The 19,164-nt window shown below is 33.5% G+C and carries 19 protein-coding genes; 13 read left to right on the top strand and 6 right to left on the bottom strand.

The window, feature by feature from the left end:
- Nucleotides 1-271: 271 nt before the first annotated feature.
- The 4 genes from CGICJO_RS10775 (at nucleotide 272) to CGICJO_RS10760 (ending at nucleotide 2,888) form a co-directional block, all read left to right on the top strand.
- Nucleotides 272-1,210, top strand: coding sequence for a hypothetical protein (locus CGICJO_RS10775; protein WP_486498878.1), 939 nt, complete (start codon nucleotides 272-274; stop codon nucleotides 1,208-1,210).
- 32 nt (nucleotides 1,211-1,242) lie between these two features.
- Nucleotides 1,243-1,773 carry a hypothetical protein gene (locus CGICJO_RS10770; protein WP_486498877.1) on the top strand — a complete coding sequence of 177 codons (531 nt, stop codon included), beginning with the start codon at nucleotides 1,243-1,245 and terminating at the stop codon, nucleotides 1,771-1,773.
- Between the two features lie 9 nt (nucleotides 1,774-1,782).
- The gene (locus tag CGICJO_RS10765; RefSeq protein WP_486498876.1) at nucleotides 1,783-2,277 is read left to right on the top strand and encodes a hypothetical protein; all 495 of its coding nucleotides are present in this window, start codon (nucleotides 1,783-1,785) and stop codon (nucleotides 2,275-2,277) included.
- Between the two features lie 122 nt (nucleotides 2,278-2,399).
- Entirely contained in the window at nucleotides 2,400-2,888 is a 489-nt protein-coding gene (locus tag CGICJO_RS10760; protein WP_486498875.1) for a hypothetical protein, read from the top strand.
- Between the two features lie 580 nt (nucleotides 2,889-3,468).
- On the opposite strand, the gene CGICJO_RS10755 is transcribed toward CGICJO_RS10760, so the two are convergent.
- The 5 genes from CGICJO_RS10755 to CGICJO_RS10735 all read right to left on the bottom strand — a co-directional run bounded on the left by CGICJO_RS10755 (nucleotide 3,469) and on the right by CGICJO_RS10735 (nucleotide 5,806).
- Nucleotides 3,469-3,888 (bottom strand): hypothetical protein, encoded by a 420-nt coding sequence (locus CGICJO_RS10755; RefSeq protein ID WP_486498874.1) that lies wholly within the window; start codon nucleotides 3,886-3,888, stop codon nucleotides 3,469-3,471.
- 4 nt (nucleotides 3,889-3,892) lie between these two features.
- Nucleotides 3,893-4,306 (bottom strand): hypothetical protein, encoded by a 414-nt coding sequence (locus tag CGICJO_RS10750; protein WP_486498873.1) that lies wholly within the window; start codon nucleotides 4,304-4,306, stop codon nucleotides 3,893-3,895.
- Between the two features lie 153 nt (nucleotides 4,307-4,459).
- Nucleotides 4,460-4,960: a helix-turn-helix transcriptional regulator gene (locus tag CGICJO_RS10745; protein ID WP_486498872.1), complete on the bottom strand. Its 501-nt coding sequence runs from the start codon at nucleotides 4,958-4,960 to the stop codon at nucleotides 4,460-4,462.
- Complete coding sequence (locus tag CGICJO_RS10740; RefSeq protein WP_486498871.1) at nucleotides 4,917-5,147, bottom strand: hypothetical protein; 231 nt, start codon at nucleotides 5,145-5,147, stop codon at nucleotides 4,917-4,919. The genes CGICJO_RS10745 and CGICJO_RS10740 overlap by 44 nt, the downstream gene beginning before the upstream one ends.
- 527 nt (nucleotides 5,148-5,674) lie before the next feature.
- On the bottom strand, nucleotides 5,675-5,806 hold the full coding sequence (locus CGICJO_RS10735; protein ID WP_486498870.1) for a hypothetical protein: 132 nt from the start codon (nucleotides 5,804-5,806) through the stop codon (nucleotides 5,675-5,677).
- Between the two features lie 559 nt (nucleotides 5,807-6,365).
- On the opposite strand from CGICJO_RS10735, the gene CGICJO_RS10730 reads away from it, so the two are divergent.
- Complete coding sequence (locus tag CGICJO_RS10730; protein WP_486498869.1) at nucleotides 6,366-7,616, top strand: hypothetical protein; 1,251 nt, start codon at nucleotides 6,366-6,368, stop codon at nucleotides 7,614-7,616.
- Between the two features lie 61 nt (nucleotides 7,617-7,677).
- The gene (locus tag CGICJO_RS10725; RefSeq protein ID WP_486498868.1) at nucleotides 7,678-9,345 is read left to right on the top strand and encodes an NB-ARC domain-containing protein; all 1,668 of its coding nucleotides are present in this window, start codon (nucleotides 7,678-7,680) and stop codon (nucleotides 9,343-9,345) included.
- An 81-nt stretch (nucleotides 9,346-9,426) separates the two neighbouring features.
- Here the strand turns inward: CGICJO_RS10725 and CGICJO_RS10720 are convergent, their stop codons facing one another.
- On the bottom strand, nucleotides 9,427-10,608 hold the full coding sequence (locus tag CGICJO_RS10720) for an IS110 family RNA-guided transposase (protein WP_087376648.1): 1,182 nt from the start codon (nucleotides 10,606-10,608) through the stop codon (nucleotides 9,427-9,429).
- A 353-nt stretch (nucleotides 10,609-10,961) separates the two neighbouring features.
- Here CGICJO_RS10720 and CGICJO_RS10715 point away from each other — a divergent pair, with 353 nt between their 5' ends.
- From CGICJO_RS10715 to casB, 7 genes are all read left to right on the top strand, one after another.
- Nucleotides 10,962-12,332: a tetratricopeptide repeat protein gene (locus tag CGICJO_RS10715; protein ID WP_486498867.1), complete on the top strand. Its 1,371-nt coding sequence runs from the start codon at nucleotides 10,962-10,964 to the stop codon at nucleotides 12,330-12,332.
- Nucleotides 12,333-12,490: 158 nt separating this feature from the next.
- Nucleotides 12,491-13,045 carry a LabA-like NYN domain-containing protein gene (locus CGICJO_RS10710; protein ID WP_486498866.1) on the top strand — a complete coding sequence of 185 codons (555 nt, stop codon included), beginning with the start codon at nucleotides 12,491-12,493 and terminating at the stop codon, nucleotides 13,043-13,045.
- Between the two features lie 72 nt (nucleotides 13,046-13,117).
- Nucleotides 13,118-13,402: a hypothetical protein gene (locus CGICJO_RS10705; protein ID WP_486498865.1), complete on the top strand. Its 285-nt coding sequence runs from the start codon at nucleotides 13,118-13,120 to the stop codon at nucleotides 13,400-13,402.
- Nucleotides 13,395-13,586 carry a hypothetical protein gene (locus CGICJO_RS10700; protein WP_486498864.1) on the top strand — a complete coding sequence of 64 codons (192 nt, stop codon included), beginning with the start codon at nucleotides 13,395-13,397 and terminating at the stop codon, nucleotides 13,584-13,586. Before CGICJO_RS10705 ends, CGICJO_RS10700 begins: the two co-directional genes overlap by 8 nt.
- A 661-nt stretch (nucleotides 13,587-14,247) precedes the next feature.
- The gene (gene cas3, locus CGICJO_RS10695; RefSeq protein WP_486498863.1) at nucleotides 14,248-16,992 is read left to right on the top strand and encodes a CRISPR-associated helicase Cas3'; all 2,745 of its coding nucleotides are present in this window, start codon (nucleotides 14,248-14,250) and stop codon (nucleotides 16,990-16,992) included.
- Nucleotides 16,993-18,573 carry a type I-E CRISPR-associated protein Cse1/CasA gene (gene casA, locus CGICJO_RS10690; protein ID WP_486498862.1) on the top strand — a complete coding sequence of 527 codons (1,581 nt, stop codon included), beginning with the start codon at nucleotides 16,993-16,995 and terminating at the stop codon, nucleotides 18,571-18,573.
- Nucleotides 18,570-19,154, top strand: a complete 585-nt coding sequence (gene casB / locus CGICJO_RS10685; RefSeq protein ID WP_486498861.1) for a type I-E CRISPR-associated protein Cse2/CasB — start codon at nucleotides 18,570-18,572, stop codon at nucleotides 19,152-19,154. Before casA ends, casB begins: the two co-directional genes overlap by 4 nt.
- The last annotated feature ends 10 nt before the right edge of the window (nucleotides 19,155-19,164 follow it).

The following is a 19,164-nucleotide window of genomic DNA, read 5'->3' as shown; positions in this document are numbered from 1 at the left end:
GGTGCAAATTAAAGCGCTTGGTGCAAATCTCCTTGACAAATGGTATTTATGCTTAAATTAGTTTTGTTTGTAATTTACTGTGTAAAATTTTATCGAAATTATTTAGTTACTTGCATTTAATAATTTAAGCTATTATAATATATATTATAAAAATATGGTTTTTATTTTGATTTATCTATGACTGAGTTTGTCTATTCGTCTGAATATATTTTTCTTATAGGATTGATTACTGCGATTACTATCATGGCTTTGAATAATAGGAGAACTTTTTATGAATCAATACACAATAAAAGACTTTTCTAATAAAGAAAGTTATCTTAATTTCGTTGATTACCTTCTAAATAACAGCGATTTGTTTTCCCTTAGCTTTATTAAGCGTTCAGAAAACGAATTGAGTACAGATACAAGTGACGATATATCAAAAATTCTTGAGCCTTACATAATGTTGGAGGAAAAAACAGTTAACGATTTTGGATTTATCATTCGATATATTGAATATAAATCAGATAAAAATGCGATAAAAGCTTTTGAAAAGGCAGATTATTTGTATGACTGGAAGTATCCTGAGTTTCCTTCAAATTTGTCATTTTATAAAAACGGTGAATGTGTTTTTGAAATAGACGCTCAGAATAGATGGAATAAAATTTACATTGAAAACGAAATTGAGAAAAATAAACTGGAAAGTATCGGTGTTTTATTTACAGATAAAAAAGATAAATCAAAAAATAACGACAATGCTGCCAATATGTCAGTATTAATATTTGATAAATTAAAACTAAGTATTGATGTGAATAAAACAAAAAACTATTATAATAATATCAGATTGGGTAAGTCACAGGACATACGAAATTACGAGAAATTTTGTATAGAGTATTTATCACCGCAAGAACAAAAATTTTTCAAGACTCTTGGAATTGAACCGGCAAAATTAGATATAAGCTGTTCCATCAGGGGAAGAGATAAAATATTTGTTGGAGGTTGTTATTATTTTTATGGCAATCTTTTAAATCACATAAATGAAACTGTTATAAATATCGGAAGGTTTAAGTTTGAATTTCAAAACACAGATAGTTATGACTATAATCCTCCTGAAGAATTGGAAGAGGGATATACATATTTTTTAGCCTCCTGCACTGTCCCATGGGTATTAGAGGAGGAGTGCAAATTGTTTGATATAGGTGATATGCCTGCAGAAAATATCTTTTTATAAATATTTTAGAATAACTTAGTTGGTGATACAAAATGAAGAAGTATTATATCAGAGACTTTGAAAATAAAGAAAACTATTTGAAATTTATTCATTACCTTATGAGTAACAGTGACACATTCTCGTTGGTTTATTTACGTTATCAAGAAAATTCCAAACCGACTAAAACCACAAAACAGGTATCAAAAATGCTTGCTCCATATAAGATTTATGCTGAGCGTGTTTATGAATGGCCAAGCATGATAACATGGGATACTGTGCATATTTATAAGTTGACTATGTATCGTGCCTGCGAAGAAGCTGAAGAAGTACTCGCATTAGCCGATTGTCTTTATGATTGGGATTATTCAAAATATCCAATGGATCTTTGCTTTTATAAAGATGGTTACTGTTGGTTTGCTACAAGTTCTCATGAATGTTGGAATGCGCTTTACACCAATAGTAAAAAAACTAAAACAGAGCTTGAGAAGCTTGGAGTTATTATTGATGATGAATGTGATTTTGATGAATCAAATCTGTTTTACAATGAAAAAGCCATAATTAAAGGAACAGATAACAAATTGTAAGGAGTAAGTATGTATTATGATTTAATGATAAATTTTGAAGATATAATAGATCATCAAGTTGAAATATTGAAGTATGCAGGTAAAAATTCAGATTATTTTACAGTTATTACAACCCTCAAAAAACCATATTCAAAACGGCCACCAAATTTTGTACATGATAAAATAATGATGGATTTATTTCCCTATATGGTAGATTATACTGTTGGTATAAAAGAATGGCCCGGGACATATCGAAGTGGAGGAAGCCATACCGTCATGCTTACTTATCGGTTATGTAAAAGCAGTAGATGCCTATTAGAAAAATTGGAGAATTGGTACTTACCGTTGCAGAATGGTCTTCCTGAGGATATATGCTTTTACAGAAAACAAAAACCATGGTTTGGAAGTGTTTCCCATGAAAAAATGGCTTTTATGTGGAATGCAACTGAAAGTGATTGTGCTAATTTGGAAAGGCTTTCAATTAAATTTTCAATTCAGGATAAAAAAGTTGAGAAGAGTTTTTAATTTTAATCGTCAATGGCAAACTGAATAACATAAGATTAAACCATTTAACGGATTTATTTTTGACAATAAATATTAGCGTTTTTATATTTAGTTTACAAATTTCGAGTAGGATGATTGAGTTTATGAATGAATTTGTTTTTTGGGATACAGATATTACTGGAACAGAAGATTACGATATTAAGGGTCAGGACTATAGCAATTTAATCAATATCTGCTGTAAATATTGTTCAGTTCTTTCATTTAGAATTGTAAATTCAGAGATTTCTTTTAAAAAAGAATTAGAAAAATTTCAAATTCCAAGACCTGAAAATATTAAATATGTTTATAGACATTACTATAAAAATTTAGAGTATCAATCTGACGTTAAATATTTCAGAGTTTGTCAAGAATTAAAAGACTTGCTTTTAAAAATTGCTGACAGTATATTTGAACTGATATGTGGTTGGGGTTTTAAAAATCCGGAAGATCCTGTTTTTTATAGAGATGACGGGAGCGTATTCTTTTCGTCTATAATTCATGATGGTAAATGTTTTTTATTTCCTACGGACTCGGAAAATATAAGCGATATAGTTTCGTCAGGTTATTGGATACACAAAAATGAAATATCATAAGTGGTGTTGGCATAACAAAACAGAAATTGGACTTATTGTGCTTATTTTAGCATTATCATTGTAGTTAGATAGTGAATAATCTGTACGCTTGTATTTACTACATAAAAATGAAAGTACTACAAAAATAGCTGATATTGAGTTATTCAAAGAACCACCTGATTCAGAAAATCTATAAGAGAACAATAAAATAAATTTGTTTTAATCAGATTTTATGAACAGGTTCAGTAAAAATAGACAATAGAAAAAGAACCTCCTATGGTAGAATAAAAGAAACTACCATAGGAGGAATTTTTATGCACAGATGTTATAGACACATATAGTCTGGTGCAAATTGTGGCAAAATACTGTACCCACATACTTAAAAGTAGGTGTGAGACGTACTTGATGGTGAATACTGAAATATCATCGATTATGTTGCAGATTATGAAGTTGTAACACAAATATGATGAATGCAAGTGTTGTCGGATGTATATGAAAATGTTGTGGAGTAAATTGACTACGACGAGTATTATAAGTTTATTTAAGAAAAAACAGAGCTCCGAAACACTTCGAGTCCCTGCTTAACTGTAGAAAAATGTTGTTAGCACTTTTTAAAACTTATAGAGTCTTTAAACAAATGACCGTATACCCATAGCGCACGGTCTATATCACGATTAGCATTGTATTCTTCACCGAAAATATCATCAATAAGACCGATATACTGCTTCATTTTCTCACCAACTAATTTGGGAAAATTTTTAATATTTTTATCTGACAATTCTCCGCACTTCACATCGTCGCCAATTTTTTTATTACTCTTAATTGCCAAAAGAGCTCTCATAGCAAAACGGTCATAAATCGGGCATTTTCCGGGATACTGATGATTTGTTACAAAATATAGTAAGGTAATTAAATACACAGCTCCAATACCTTGCCGAGGCTGCTTTCTTAATTCATCAAGAGCCAGCTCCATATTGCCGTTTCCCACCAAATCATTTAATCTTTGTCCATTTTCATGCAAATAATTAGTTATCCCCTTTTACATCAATCATAATGGGACGTTTGTCACCAAACCGTTTGATTGGTTCACCGTTCCATGAGTTGAAGCCCTCAGATTCAGAATACTCACCGAGTGCTTCTTTCCAATCGTTATGAAGTATGATGGTATCTTTAGATTTCGCATGGCTGATTTTCCCTATTTTCCAAGCAAGCATTAATGCAACATCAGAGCAGGTAAAATCTTTCGGTTCTTTTTTCAAAATTTCCTCAATTATATTCTCCACGAACCTGGAAGTTTTGCCAACAGAACGGTTTTTACCCGCATTGGTTTTATATGAAACTTTAGCTGTACAATCCGTAAAATATCGAGCATTATAGTATGAAATAAACTCCTCTTTGGAAAGTGGATTGCCGTTTTCTGTATAATAATTAAAATTCATTTCAACCACCTTTCTTATTTCTCATCATCTTTGTTCACACAAATTCTGCGATGAATTTTAAGAATACGTGACTTATATCTCATTGGTTTACATCTCTTTTATTTTTTGCATATTTTTGTACTGTTTTTTCTAAATAGTTTTTTACCCAGTCAGCTAATTCTTGCGGTTACAGTTGATTACATCCGGAGCATAAACTTTTGCAAAATGCTCCATAGCCATTTCATTTGTATGTGCGGTCACGGTGACATTGTGTATGTTCTCGTTCGAAAAGATGATATCTTTGCCAAATGTCTCGATTACATCTCTGATCATTGGCTTGGTAATACAAAATTTCACCCGTACGGTTTCGCTGGAAAACATATAGATGTGTTCTTTCATATACTCAGTAAGATTCAGTCGCTGTCTTTTTGCGCCTCGCAGCGTTTCAAACGGTTTTGCGGGTTTATCCAGAATTTTCAGTTCTCGGATACGGTCAAGCCGATAATTGGAAATATCATCGTATTTATTGTAATTACAGATAAGATAATACTTTCCTTCTTTTACCTCCATCTGGTAAGGGGTAACAACATATTCACGTTCACTTTCATCGGGGTGTTTGTGATAGTGTCTTTCATTGGCTGTAGGGGATATGCCTGGAAAAAAGCAGGCTGTCAATCAGTAACCGCAGTTCCGAATCGTCAAACTCCCGGCACAAATAAAAGTCTGAAAGAATATAGCTTTCCTCTAATTTTCCGGTTTGAGCGTTAGGCACCATGCGTATGGTTTCTCTGTATTCTATTTCATATCCGAAGTCAATCAGATTCATCAAATTACGTTTCACAGCTTTACGTTCAGCTTTCATATGATATTCCTGTTCCAGAATTTCCGAAATTTCTTTTTGACTGAGGCGATGATCTTTGTCGGTGTATCGACGGAGAATATCCAAAATATTGATAATCATCAGCTTTTTGGTGTTTGGTGTACATTGTATAAATCTTCCGATATTATTTAACTTTATTGTATCATCTTTAACGGTGTTTTACAAGATACAATGTGCATAAAAACGTGTATACTTAGTATATGAAATTTAATTTTTTTATTTTTCGCCGCAATGGACCTTTTTGAGGCAATGGCAGAGCGGCATAGTTGTGTAAATTCTGATTCGTACAAATGGTTTGAAATATTTATAACGGTGTATCTGCGGTTTTGCAGTCGGTTAGCTTTGGAAAATGATACGATTATTTTTACGCCATATCTTTTTCAAAAAAGATCGATAAGCCCTAACAAGTAGAAATTTCTTTTCTTCTGCTGTTTCGAGTGCTCGTCGGTTAAAATATATTGGTATGCTATTATACACCCGTCGATATTAATTTTATTTTTATAATAAGTCTATATTGCTTTGAGAACCCGCCGACCATCGCTTAAATCTCTGTCGAAGTATTCAAGGCTGAGATAATAAAGACCGATATAAGTGTTCTCCGTTTTTGTAACTGTAATATTGGTTGAAATAATTAGAATCATATAAGACACCAAATTGATAAATAAACTCTTTTTTTCATAGAAAAACTCTGTCAGCAAACAGTTATGATCATAGTGAGTATTACCATTGTTACCTGGATGAGTAAACCATCTGTGTGCATATTTTATAAATAAATCGTCATGTGATTTTCATGAACAAGTCCGTTTATACCTTTTATTATTTTGTATTTTTAAGAATTATTTAATAGAGCTATAATTTGTAATACAGTATTCATATTGTTGATTTTTCTTTTGCAACTTAACTGTAACTTAGAAACTTTCTATTTCCTATATTTATTTTTGAAATATTTTGAAAAGAATAGACTTTTTCGTAAGGTAGCGTATAATAGCTGAAAAATGTATGCTGTTTTCAGCTATTATAATGCTTACTATTCTTTTTATAATATATCTGCTGTAATTTTATATTTGATTGTAATCTAGTGCGTATATTGTATTGATTTAAATGTATTTATATGTTACAATAATTATATTATACAATAAAATTATTAAATATTTTTAAATTGATTTAAAAGCATAATTTAGTATTATGGAGGATTAAGTAATGAGTAATATAGAAAATAGTGCAACAGAGATTGCTTACTTTAATACGGATGCAGACGAGAAGTTTGCCGAAGATTATATTAAAGATTTAGATAACATTACTGTTTTCAGAGATGAAATTAAAAAGAATCTTAAAAATGCTGGGTTTTTCGGAAATATGGATAGCACCAATGAAATTGTTGAGTTTTTATGTGACTGCTGTAAAAAAGAGTTTCATGGCGATTTTGAAAATCCTAACGATAAAAGCCATTGTATTAAGTTGAATAAGAAGACATTAAAAAAATTGATTGAATATGGCGTTGTGACTTTAATCAACAATCTAAGTCGAGAATTTATGTATAAGCTGTGTTTTGCTTTAAAGATGGATGAAAAAGCCGCTGAAGCCTTTTTTTATAAAGGCTTTTTTGAACGTCCTTTTAATTTCAAAGATATTCATGAAGCAGTCTATTATTTCTGTCTGAAAAACAATAAAAGCTATAATGATGCATTAAAAATTATAAACGAAATTGAAAATTCAACTGAAGAGCAAAACTCTGACGCCGATGAATTAACTGCAATTATAGCTGGTAATATTAAAAAGATAAAAACAGAAGATGAATTGAAAGAATACATAATCCATAATAAAAGCGGATTTACCAAATGTAATAATACGGTTTACAGCGTGATTGATGATTTATTAGATAAATGCAAAAAATTAGCCAAGGATGAATCAGAAAAATACAGTACTGAAAATAAGACATCCAATCATGACGATAAACCGTTATCAATAGATGAAATGTTATCAGTTATTTATGGATATGATGCCCGCAGTAATTATAATAAAGAGAAAGTATACAAAAATAGCATAAGCACAAACAAAAAAGAAATATCTAAATTACCTAAGCTTATTACAAGGAACTTTCCTCAAAGAGAACAGTTTAATCAGATAGAACATAAAAAAGCGAGCGATGACACCTTGAAAAAAGCTTTGATAATGTTATGTTTTTATTCTTTTTTTACAGAAGCTTATTTAAAAGATCCCAATTTGATGAACTCAGACTTAATAGATGAATTTAAAACCGAAATGAATGGTATCTTAGAAAAATGCGGATATGTGCAGTTATACTGGCGAAATCCATATGATTGGATGATTGGTTACTGTATTCAGTTTGCAGGTGACGGAGGAAATCCCATATATAGATTACGAGATATTATTTCAGATATGTATTTAAAATACACCCAGGGATTGGATGATTATACTATAATTGATTGAAAACTGTTTTTACAAGCTTTAAAAATATTCTGATATACTATTAGCAATGGAGGTGCAAAATATGAGAAGTGAATTACCAAATGGTTATGTGCTTAGAGCTGACGATAGTACAAGTACATATAAGATTGAAAAAGTTATAGGAAAAGGATCCTCTTGTCTTGTATATCTTGCAGAGGGTGAAAAAGAAGGGATGCTCTATAAAGTTATTCTCAAGGAATATAATCCAAAAAATATTTCATTACCAAGGGAGGGAGGAGCGTTATTAATCAGAGAAGAAAAGAAAAAAGAATTTGAAGATGGTATTAAACGCTTTGAAGCTGGTATAAAAAAACAGGCTTCTATACGTTTAAACAGTGATTTGACAAACTCTACTTCTAACATCCAAGACATCATATCAGCAAACAATACAAAATACGTTGTGATGACATTTTTCAATGGAACAGCTTATAATGTGGATAGATACCCGACAGATACTTCGCTGCATAATTTTTTAATACGCATGAAAGCGCTGACGGCTGTGATAGGAAATTACCACAAAGCAGGGTATCTGCATTTAGATATCAAGCCGGATAATATATATGCCATACCGGAATCATCTGAAATAGTTATGCTGTTTGACTTTGACAGTCTGGTTGAAAAAGAGCAAATAAAGAATAAGACGGCCGTTCTTTCATATACGAAAGAATGGGCGGCTGTTGAGCAAACTGTCCCATCAAAGATGATTAATATATGTGAAGCCACAGATATATTTTCAATAGGTGAAATAATTTTTTATCGGATTTTCGGAAGACACTCCGATATTAGCGAACGACGCAGTTTTTTAAGTTATGAGTTTGACCATAATGCTGAGATTTTTAAAAATGTCAACCCAAAGGTATTTCCTTTGCTTAACACTTTGCTCAAAAAAACTATCTGTAACGTAATAAAAGAACGATGTCAGAACACAGATGAGCTTATTGAAAAGCTTTGCGAATTAATCAGGCTTTCTGACCCAAAAGAACCGTTTCTTGTCAGCACTTCTTTTATAACGTTAGAGTTTTTTATTGGCAGAGACAAAGAACTTCGAATGATTCATGAAAAACTGCAAGAGAAGAATATTTTATTTATCAGCGGTCTTGCAGGAATAGGAAAAACCGTACTTGCAAAGAATTATGCAAAGAAATATGCAGATTGTTATGAAACCGTACTATTTGCCGTATACAATAGCAGTCTGGAAATACTGATTAATGACGACTCAAATATCCATATCGCTAATTTTGAACCATTGGAAGGAGAGAAAAGTGAAAAATATTATTCACGTAAAATTAAAATATTGAAAGAATTGTGTAATAATAAAACTTTACTCATTATAGATAACCTAAATGAAAATGAGTTTAAAGGACAGGAGAAACAACGTAAAGATATTTTTGGACTTAATTGCAAAATTTTGGTTACTACACGTTTGAACACTACTAATAGCAATATTCGTATAGGTGAATTTCAAAATCCAGAAGACCTTATAAAGCTTTTTGATACGTATTGCAAGATTAAAAATGAAGATGAGAAGCAGTCTGCAAAAGAGATTATATCTTATTTTGACGGTCATACTCTTGCGGTGGAATTAATCGCAAAACAGATAAATTCTGGCTTCTCTACCCCTACTAAAATGCTTCAAAAACTGAAAGAGCGAGGAATTTCTAAATGCGGAAAGACCAACTATAAAAAGTCAATAGGAAAAATAAAAAAATAACGAATAAGGGATGAAAAAATATGCAAGACAAAAAGACCTGAACAAAAAGTCCAAGTCGATGGATAAGTGGGTATAAAAAGATTATTTAAATTGAGGGACGTAAGCGGTATTGTATTTCAAAACAGCAAAAATGGTGTTACAAAGCTTTCTGGCAACAGCACCAACAGCAGTAAGATGATGCTTGCCCTCGGATCGCTTTTTTTGATAAAAAGCCGAGAAAACCGGATCATGAAAGGCTGCAATCAAGGCAGCCTGAAACAGAGCTTTGCGCAAATAGGGAGAGCCACGCTTACTCATTTTGTTATTGGTGGATTGGTATTCACCGGATTGGCTGACAGAAGCGTCTATACCTGCATAAGCAGCAAGCTTGGAAGCGTTTGAAAAGCGAGAGATATCACCGATCTCTCCTAAAATAACAGCGGCGTTAATATTGCCTACACCCGGTACAGTCATAATAGGAGAATTAATTTTATCAAGGATAACTTTGATTTCTGCTTCCACATCACATACCTGAGCGTCAATAAATTTAATCTGCTCAATTAAAAGCCGAAGCTGTAAAGAGAAGCTATCCTGACAGAACTTCAGTCCGAAAGAACTTGCTGCGAGCTCTGAAATCTGAGTGATTTTGTTTTTGGCAAAACCCTTAAAAGAGACCTTTTTGAGCACGTTTTCAAGCTGTTCAGAAGAGATGTTTTCAAAATCATCCGCAGTCTGAAAGTGCGAAAGAAGTTCTTTAGAGGTTTCGCCGAAAACATCTGAAAAAGCAGTGTGATATTCTGGGAACACCTGGTCAAGAACACAGATTACCTTGCGCTTCAAGTCTGAAATGGACGAAACAAGATAAGTGCGAAAGCGTGACAGATTACGCAGTGACATTGTGTCTTCATCTGACAGTGAGGTTTCAACAAAATCACCGTAGCGTATCAAATCAGCAATGAGAACAGAATCGATGAAATCTGTTTTACGCTTTCTGATTTCAGTCCCTTTTCGCCAGCCGTCAGTTTGAATAGGATTAACGACATGAACAACAAATCCATTTTCAACAAGAAATGAGTAAATCGAAAGCCAATAATGACCGGTAGCCTCCATTCCTATTTCAACTTCTGATTGATTATTGATATGTACTGATAATTTTTCAATCAGGCTGTTTGCGCCTTCGGTTGTGTTTGAAAACGAGAATGCTTTGAATAATGGTTTTGCCGTTTCATCAATAAGAGAAGCAACATGAGTATTTTTGCCGATATCAATTCCGAGATAAAGCATAACATTCACCTAAATAAACAGATTTTAGATAGTTCCTCTTATCTGATAAACGTTACTGCCTTGTTCTATATTCGAAGTACGGCAATCAGCCGTCAACATCCAACTTATTCGTAATCTGTTTATCAGAAAGAGGTGTCAGTCTTTCCAGTACGGAGTAGCTTTTGGCTCCCCAAGGAGAATACGACATCCTCTATCTAATAACTACAATTATACAACATTATGTTGAATAATTATACAGTTGATTTTGGGAGATAGGCTCCCTTATCAACCTAAATTTATTATACAAGGAGAATGTTATTTTAGATAAGGATAATAAAATAAGCAGAAAGACGCCGTTTGAGCATATTTCCGAGGTGTTTGATATTGCAGATTTTGATGAGTCGAAAAAATATATTCTTGCCAATATGTCACTTATTCCAAGGAACGGTATTAAGGCGGAACTTTTTGCTGATTGGTGCAATTTGGAAAACTATAACGATATAAACAGTCTTGTTGAAAGCGGCTGGATTTATAGAGAAGATGACACCATAAAAATACATCCTTTGATAGCAGAAGTCTCTCAAGCGTATGCTGAAAAGAATCCGGAAATCTTAGAAAAATATTTAGAAAGCGTGATTTATGAAATCAAAAAGCTTAAAATAAATAGTGTTTTTTCAAAAGATATAGTAGGTTACATGGACATTTATTCCTTTGCCGCAGAAAAACTCTTAAAATATCCAACTATGTGTGATATAGGAATTTATTATTTGAGTATTGCAGAAGATGTAATAGATGGATATTTTAGCGATACATTAATTGAAAGCTGTCTTAAAAAGGCGTTGGAATTTTCGGTTAATAAATATGGAGATGATTTCAAAATAACGGACGATATACGTAAAAGGCTTTATACCTTCTACTTAAAAAACAAGCAGTCAGAAAAAACGCAAGATTATTTAAAAAAAATAAGGAGGATTGACACACTAATGGATACTCAGGATTATATCGTTACACGCATTAATGAAGGCGCTGTATATTTGAGTCAGAAGAATTTTGATAAAGCTTTAGAGTGTTATAATGAGGTTTTAGATTATTGCGAGAAAAATGAGAATAAGTATATTGATGATAAAATATATGCTTATGGAGGAATCGGAAGAGTTTACGACGAACTTAAAGATTTTAAGCAGGCGGAGGAATATTATAAAAAAGGATTAGAATTGAATATAAGCTTGCATGGAGAAATAAATGATGAAACCGCGAAATTCTATACTAATTTAGGCGATATTATGCGTCGTCAAGAGAAATTTAAAGCGGCTCTTTCATATTTTGAAGAAGCTTTGAAAATAAAAATCGAAATTTATGGAGATAAACACCGTGATGTTGCTAAAGCATACATAACTCTTGGAAGCGTTTATTGTAGTTCGGGTGACTTTATAAAATCTGAATATTATAATAAAAAAGCGCTTGAAATTTATCTTGAGATATACGGTGATACCGACATTAATACTGCAATGGCATATAGAAATTTAGGGGAATTATATGGTAGACAGAAATTATTTAAGAAAGCAAAAAAATACTCTTTACAGGCTTTGGAGATCCGCAAAAATTTTTACAAGGACAACAGTAATCACGAAGTTTTAGAAATGTACATGATTTTGTCGCTCATATATAAAGAACATGGTGATATGAAACAAAGCTCTGATTATAAGAGAAAATATCTCGAAAACGCCAAAGAACTTCCGTTTTAGGATTATTATTTAACTTTAAAAGTATCAAAAAATATTTTTTCACCTCTCTCTGTGAGAGGTGATTTTTTGTTATAACAACCGTTTTTACAAACATCGTATTTTTGTGTTATATAATTAAGCTGTAAAATAAAAGTCCGGCAGAGAAAAGAGGTAAAATTATGAAAAAAGTAGCGGTATTCTTAGACGGAGCTAATTGCTTCTATACACAAAGAAAAATGGGATGGGATATCGACGCTGAAAAACTTTTATCATATTGTAAGGGATTCGGCAATGTTGTAGAGGCTGTTTATTACACGGGAATTGATATCTGTCCTTCAAATAGTCAGCAAAAATACTACGATAAGCTTGCATATATTGGATACTCATTGGTTACTAAACCTGTTAAGACAATTTATGATCCGGAAAGCGGAAAGACCGTTCAAAAGGCAAATCTTGATGTTGAAATTGTCCTTGATATTTTTAATATGATTGACCGTTATGATATAGCTGTTCTTATAAGCGGTGACGGTGACTTTGAAAGGGCAATTAAACAATTGAAGTCAAGGGGAAAAGAAGTTAAAGTTTTGTCTACCCGTGGTTTTGTTGCTTCCGAGTTGGTACGTACAGTTGGAATAAATTATATTGACTTTCTCAAAATACGTGAAATAATCGAACGAAATCATAAAACCTGCAATTTTCAGGAGAATTTAAATTTAGATAAAAAGGCATCATAACCGTTTTTACAAAACACTAAATGTTAGATGATATAATAAAGTTGCAAAAAACATATTAAGGAGGACGAATTTATGGAGAAAATTTTTGTAAGAGGAACACAGGGTGCAACACTCGGCGGAATTATCGGAGGGGCAATCGGAACCATATTTACAGCAAGTTTAGCATTAGTGGCAGCGCCGGTAACCGTTCCTGCAATGGCAGCTATAGCGGTCGGCGCAGCTGCGGCAGGAGGAACATCTTCAGCGGCGGTTGGGACTCTGATTGGAGCCGGAGTTGGAACAACAGTAGGTACGGTTGAAACAATTTATGATAATACAAACAAAATAGAAGATACGGAGGAAGAATATTATGATTAATAATTTTTTTAAAGACATATTTTTTGAAAGTATGACTGCTATGTCAAATTCATGTCACAGCAAAAGCCCTAAGGATACTCACGGTCCAGTAGTAAAAACCGGACCAACAGCTGGACAAAACCGTAGCCGAAATAAAAATGGTCAATGGCGTCGCAAACGCAGCGATTCCAGTACTAAAAAATAATTCTATTGGTTTACAGAAGGTATAACTAAAATTTTGTGTAGACACTGTACTGAGTGTAAAAACAGAAATTAAAAGCATATTTATAAACTAAGGCAGCAACACCAAAGGTTGCTGCCTTAGTTATACCTCAACGCCGGATTATCATATGTCAAGGACAGCGAAATAGTTTATTTCATCCTTAACATATGAAATTTGTCGGGAATATGAACCTCGAAAAATATAGACAGCTTGATGTGGACAATATTACAGTCTACTTTTTCATGATGTTTATCATCGAAGGTACAACATTTTAAACAGTTTTTCATCCGTTGGAAATATTGATTTTTACTTTGTGACTTTACGGAACTGTAGATTAATTAAATATTGAAAAAAGTATTTTAGAAATATAATTATCTTCACAAATTAATATAGTTTGTGTTTATCTCTAATATCAGAAAACAATGGTATTTAGTAACACTACATAGAATGAATAATTTTAACGTGCTTAAAATAGTTATCCAAAACCTAACTGAATTTAGACAAAGTATAACTGTTTTTAACTTGTTTCTGATTGAAAACTTATAATATTTATAATTTTTTGTAGACTTTTTATTTTTTGTATTGTATAATAAAAAATATATAGTAAAACTCACCTAAAATAATTATATATGGAGCGGTAAAATTGGATAAAACGATTTCAGGGCTAGATTTTGAAAATAAAATATTTTTTCCATTGTTAGGAAAAATATCTCCAGAGCATAAATGGCTTCCGGTTTGGTCACATCTTTTGGATACTGCCGGGGTATTGGAATATTTATTAAACAATTGGATTTCATCTTCTGTCGTCGAAAACATAATGAAGCGAAATGATTTTGAAGGTTTTGATAGATTATGTATATTTGTAGCATTGGTACATGATATAGGAAAATTTACACCATTATTTCAATCAAAGCTTTTGGAATTATTACCCGAGTTTAGAAATCAAACTTCAGATTATGGATTTGAAATACCTCGTCATAAAGATTTTTTGGATTCAAATAAGTCACCTCACGGATACGCCGGCGAAGCAATATTATTGAAATATGGCTGTCCACAAGGTGTTGCAGCTGTAGTAGGGGGACATCATGGAAAGCCGTTTGATGGTGCAGAAATACCGGAGGAGCAGCTTGAGTTCTATGAAGAAAATTTTTATGGTCTTGACGGAGAAGATAGCAGTCAAGGAGAACTTTGGGAAAAAGTTTGGCAGGAATGGATTTCAACTGCATTAAATCTTTCCGGATATAACACAATACATGATGTTCCCGATATAGATGTACCGGCGCAGATTTTATTAAGCGGTCTTTTGATTATGGCTGATTGGATTGCAAGTAATCAAAGCTATGCTCCGTTAATCTTAAGCGACGATAAAGGTATTTATATTACATATCCAAAACGTGTTGAAAAAATATGTGAAAAAATCGCTTTTCCGGAACCGTGGACTCCCTGCTGCTTTTTTATGGATGACGAATACTTTTTACAGCAGTTTGGTTTTTATCCGAACTCGGCCCAGCACAAAATAATAGAAGCTGTAGAAAATTCATCCACGGCAGGTATATATATTTTGGAAGCGCAAATGGGTCTAGGCAAAACAGAGGCAGCTTTGGCAGCTGCGGAGCTGTTGGCAAGCAAATACGGGAACGGAGGAATATTTTTTGGATTACCCACACAGGCAACCGCAAATGGAATATTCCCAAGACTTATAGATTGGGCAGAAAAACAATCTGAGGATGTTCAGCACAGTATAAGACTTGCTCATGGAATGGCAATGATGAACAGTGATTATAAAAATCTATTTCACGGTTCTGCATTACAAAACGAAGATAGCAAATTTTATGAAAATAAGGAATCTGATAAAGACAGCGGTTTGATAGTACACAGTTGGTTTGAAGGAAGAAAACAAGCACTTTTATCATCTTTTGTTGTTGGTACTATAGATCAGCTGCTTATGGCTTCACTTAAACAAAAGCATGTTATGCTGCGTCACATTGGTTTAGCAGGAAAGGTTGTAATTATTGACGAATGCCATGCCTATGATGCCTATATGAATCGTTACTTAGACCGCACGTTATACTGGCTTGGTATTTACAAAGTCCCGGTTATCATTTTATCAGCGACATTGCCGGCAAAAAGAAGAGAAGAACTTGTTGAAGCTTATCATCACGGTTCTTTTGAGAAAGAGGCTTGGGGATGGAAAAACACATTGAATTATCCTCTGCTTACATGGACAGATGGGAATGAGGTTAAACAATGTACAATACCTGTTGAAAAATCGGTACGTAAAATTGAAATTCAGAAGATTGAGGAAGACAGTCTTATAACAATTTTGAGAGAAGGGCTTTCAAATGGTGGATGCGCAGGAGTGGTAGTAAATACTGTCGTTAAAGCTCAAAGAATTGCTAAACTGCTCAAAGAAGCTTTACCGGATAAAACAATTGTACTTATCCATGCACGTTTTACAATGATAGATCGTTCACAGAGGGAAAAGAGGATATTAAAGTCTATTGGCAAAAAGTCACTTCCGGAACAAAGAAACAATCTTATAATTGTGGGAACACAAATTTTAGAGCAATCGTTGGACATTGATTTTGATTTACTTATAACAGAGCTTTGCCCCATGGATTTATTACTGCAAAGAATAGGTAGACTTCATCGTCATAAAAACAGACAACGTCCTGATTTATTAAGCTTGGCAAAGTGTTTGATTATGAACACAGATATATCTGATAATAGTTCTGTTAAAGTTTACGGAGAATGGGTGTTGAGAAGAACGGCAGAGCTTTTGCCTAAAGAAATATCTTTGCCTAATGATATTTCTCCTTTGGTGCAGGAAACTTATCGTGACATGAGTGAAAATGAAGATCTATATACACTATGGTTAGATTATAGAGACAACTTGTTGAAAAAAGAACGAAAAGCCGATGCTTTTAAGCTGCCTAAAGAAGAAAATCTGGATAGTAATATTCACGGGTTGCTGGACAGTAACATCGGAAGTGGCGATGAAATCGGGGAAGCTAAAGTTAGAGATGGCGAAATGTCAATTTATGTGTTGCTGCTTGTCAAACATAAAGACGATACTATTAGTTTTTTACCTTGGCAAAATAATGGAACTAATATTCCTTTTGACCGTATTCCTTCTGATGAAGAATGTTGTGAAATATTAAAGCAGAGAGTGCAGCTGCCAAGACAGTTAAGCGTATACAATAACAAAGATTGCATAGATCAGCTTGAAATGGAAACTATGCAAGTTTTCAGAGAATGGCAGTATTCAAATATGTTAAAAGAGGAGCTTGTTCTCTTGTTAAATGAAAAATATGAAGGAACATTATGTGGGTACAAAATTGCTTATAGTGAAGATTATGGGTTAATTTGTGAAAAGGAGGAAAAATAAATGGCAGACAGAGCGTTTAACCTGTTAAATGAACAATGGATTTGTGTTATGAACAGCGATTATAAAATTGAGAAAGTTTCTTTGATTGATGTTTTCAAAAACGCACACCATTATCAAGGATTAGCAGGTGAAACAGAAACTCAAAATGTTGCAATGCTTAGATTTTTACTTGCTGTATTACATTCAGTTTTTTATCGTGTTAATGAGGATGGAAAAATCAGTCCTATAGAGTCACAAAGTGAAGCTTTGCGTAGATGGGAAGCAATCTGGAATATGAGAAATTTTCCTGAAAAGCCGATAACTGATTATTTGAATCAATGGGAAGATCGCTTTTGGCTTTTTGACGATGAGCATCCTTTTTACCAGGTACCTAAAATTACCGGAACAGATAATCCAGCAAAGAAATTGAACGGAGAACTTGTCGAAAGTAACAATAAAATACAGTTGTTTTCATTAAGAAGCGGCAAATCTAAAAATGAATTAAACTATGATGAAGCAGCCCGCTGGCTTATATATCTTCAGTCGTTCGGAGATACTGCTGCAAAGAAGCCTTCGCCTAAACTTGGATGGGTTGGAGGACTTGGAGTAGTCTTAGCAAAGGGAAAAACACTTTTTGAAACAATGATGCTTAACTTTGTCCTGCTGGATAATAATTCAAATGTTTGGGAAGAACCTAAACCTGCGTGGGAATTGCCTCAGCCAAGAGAAGATAAACTTATAGAAATTCCTCTGCCAAATAATCAGGCAGAATTATTGACATTGCAGTGCAGACGAGTTTTGTTATGCCGCACTGATAATGTTGTTACCGGATATATCGAAGCTGCCGGAGATTATATAGAAAAAGAGAATGCATTTTCAGAACAGATGACATATTGGGGCGAAAGAAAAAAGGGAAAAGAAACATTAGGTTTTTATCCGAGAGCACATGACCCCTCAAGACAAATGTGGCGAGATTTTTCTGTAATGCTTGGTGAGGGAACGAAAATGCCTGGTGTTGTTTTCTGGACCAAGAAATTAAAAGAGAAAGGTAAAATTGACAAAAACAGAGTCATAACGTTTCAAATTGTCGGAGTTACGTATGGAAGTATGTGCTGCGGTATAACCGATGAGTTTTCCGATGAATTAAAATTCCATACGGGTTTATTGGAAGAGCTTGGAAAAAAGTGGGTAAGACATATTACCGATGAAATAGAGCGATGCGACATGTTTGCAAAGGCAATAGGTCAGCTATCCTTAGATTTAAATAAAGCAATTGGCGGAGATGGAGTTTTTGCATCACAGCAGGCTAAGGAGCAGTGTTATTACCGTTTTGATATTCCTTTCAGAAACTGGCTTATGGATATTGACCCAGAAAATCAGAAAAATATGGAAGTTAGAGAAAAAAGAGAGCAATGGGAAAATACAGCAAAACAGATAGTTATTGATTTAGGTAAGGAATTAATTGAACATGCTGGTACAGCGGCTCTTGTAGGAAAAACTGTTGTAGAAAAAATAAAAAATAAAGATGTTAAGAGTCATTATTGTTCAGCTAAAGCTTTTAATAAATTTTTATATCAGATAAGTAGGGAGGAGAGAAAATGAGCGAGATTGTTACAGCAAAGCAGGTTGAACTTTATACAAAAAATAAACTGAATAAATTGCTTTTACAATTCGGAGATAATGTTCTTAGAGCTGCACTGGCAGAGCTTAGACGAGGTGTTGGTAAAAAACCGGGAGATATACCTCAGCTTTGGGGATATTTTCTTCAGGATATGCCTGAAGAGCTTTTTGGCACTAATGAGCCAAGCAAAGCTGAATGGGCTATTTATACCACACTGACGTTGTTTGCGCTTCATCAGCAGGGCAAAGATCCAAAGACAGATTGCATGTACAAAGAGGGTTATTCATTTGGTACAGCAGTAAACAGGCTTGTTCATGATGAGGATGAAAGAGAACGAGTGGCAAGAAGATTTTATGCAGCTGCCACTGCAAGCAGTATGGAAGAACTTTCCCACCATATGAGAGGAATTATACAGCTTTTAAGAGGCGAGGGTGTATCGCTTGATTATCCTATGCTTGCGGCAGATCTTTATCGTTATCAGTTTAACTCCCTTGTGTCCAATGTTAGATTGAAATGGGGACAGGATTTTTATAAAATTACAAAAAATAAAGAAATAGAATAATATTTAGGAG

This window comes from Candidatus Limousia pullorum (genome assembly GCF_057405065.1).
Note: the sequence above shows the minus strand (reverse complement) of the source record. Positions and strands in the feature narration are given on the sequence as shown.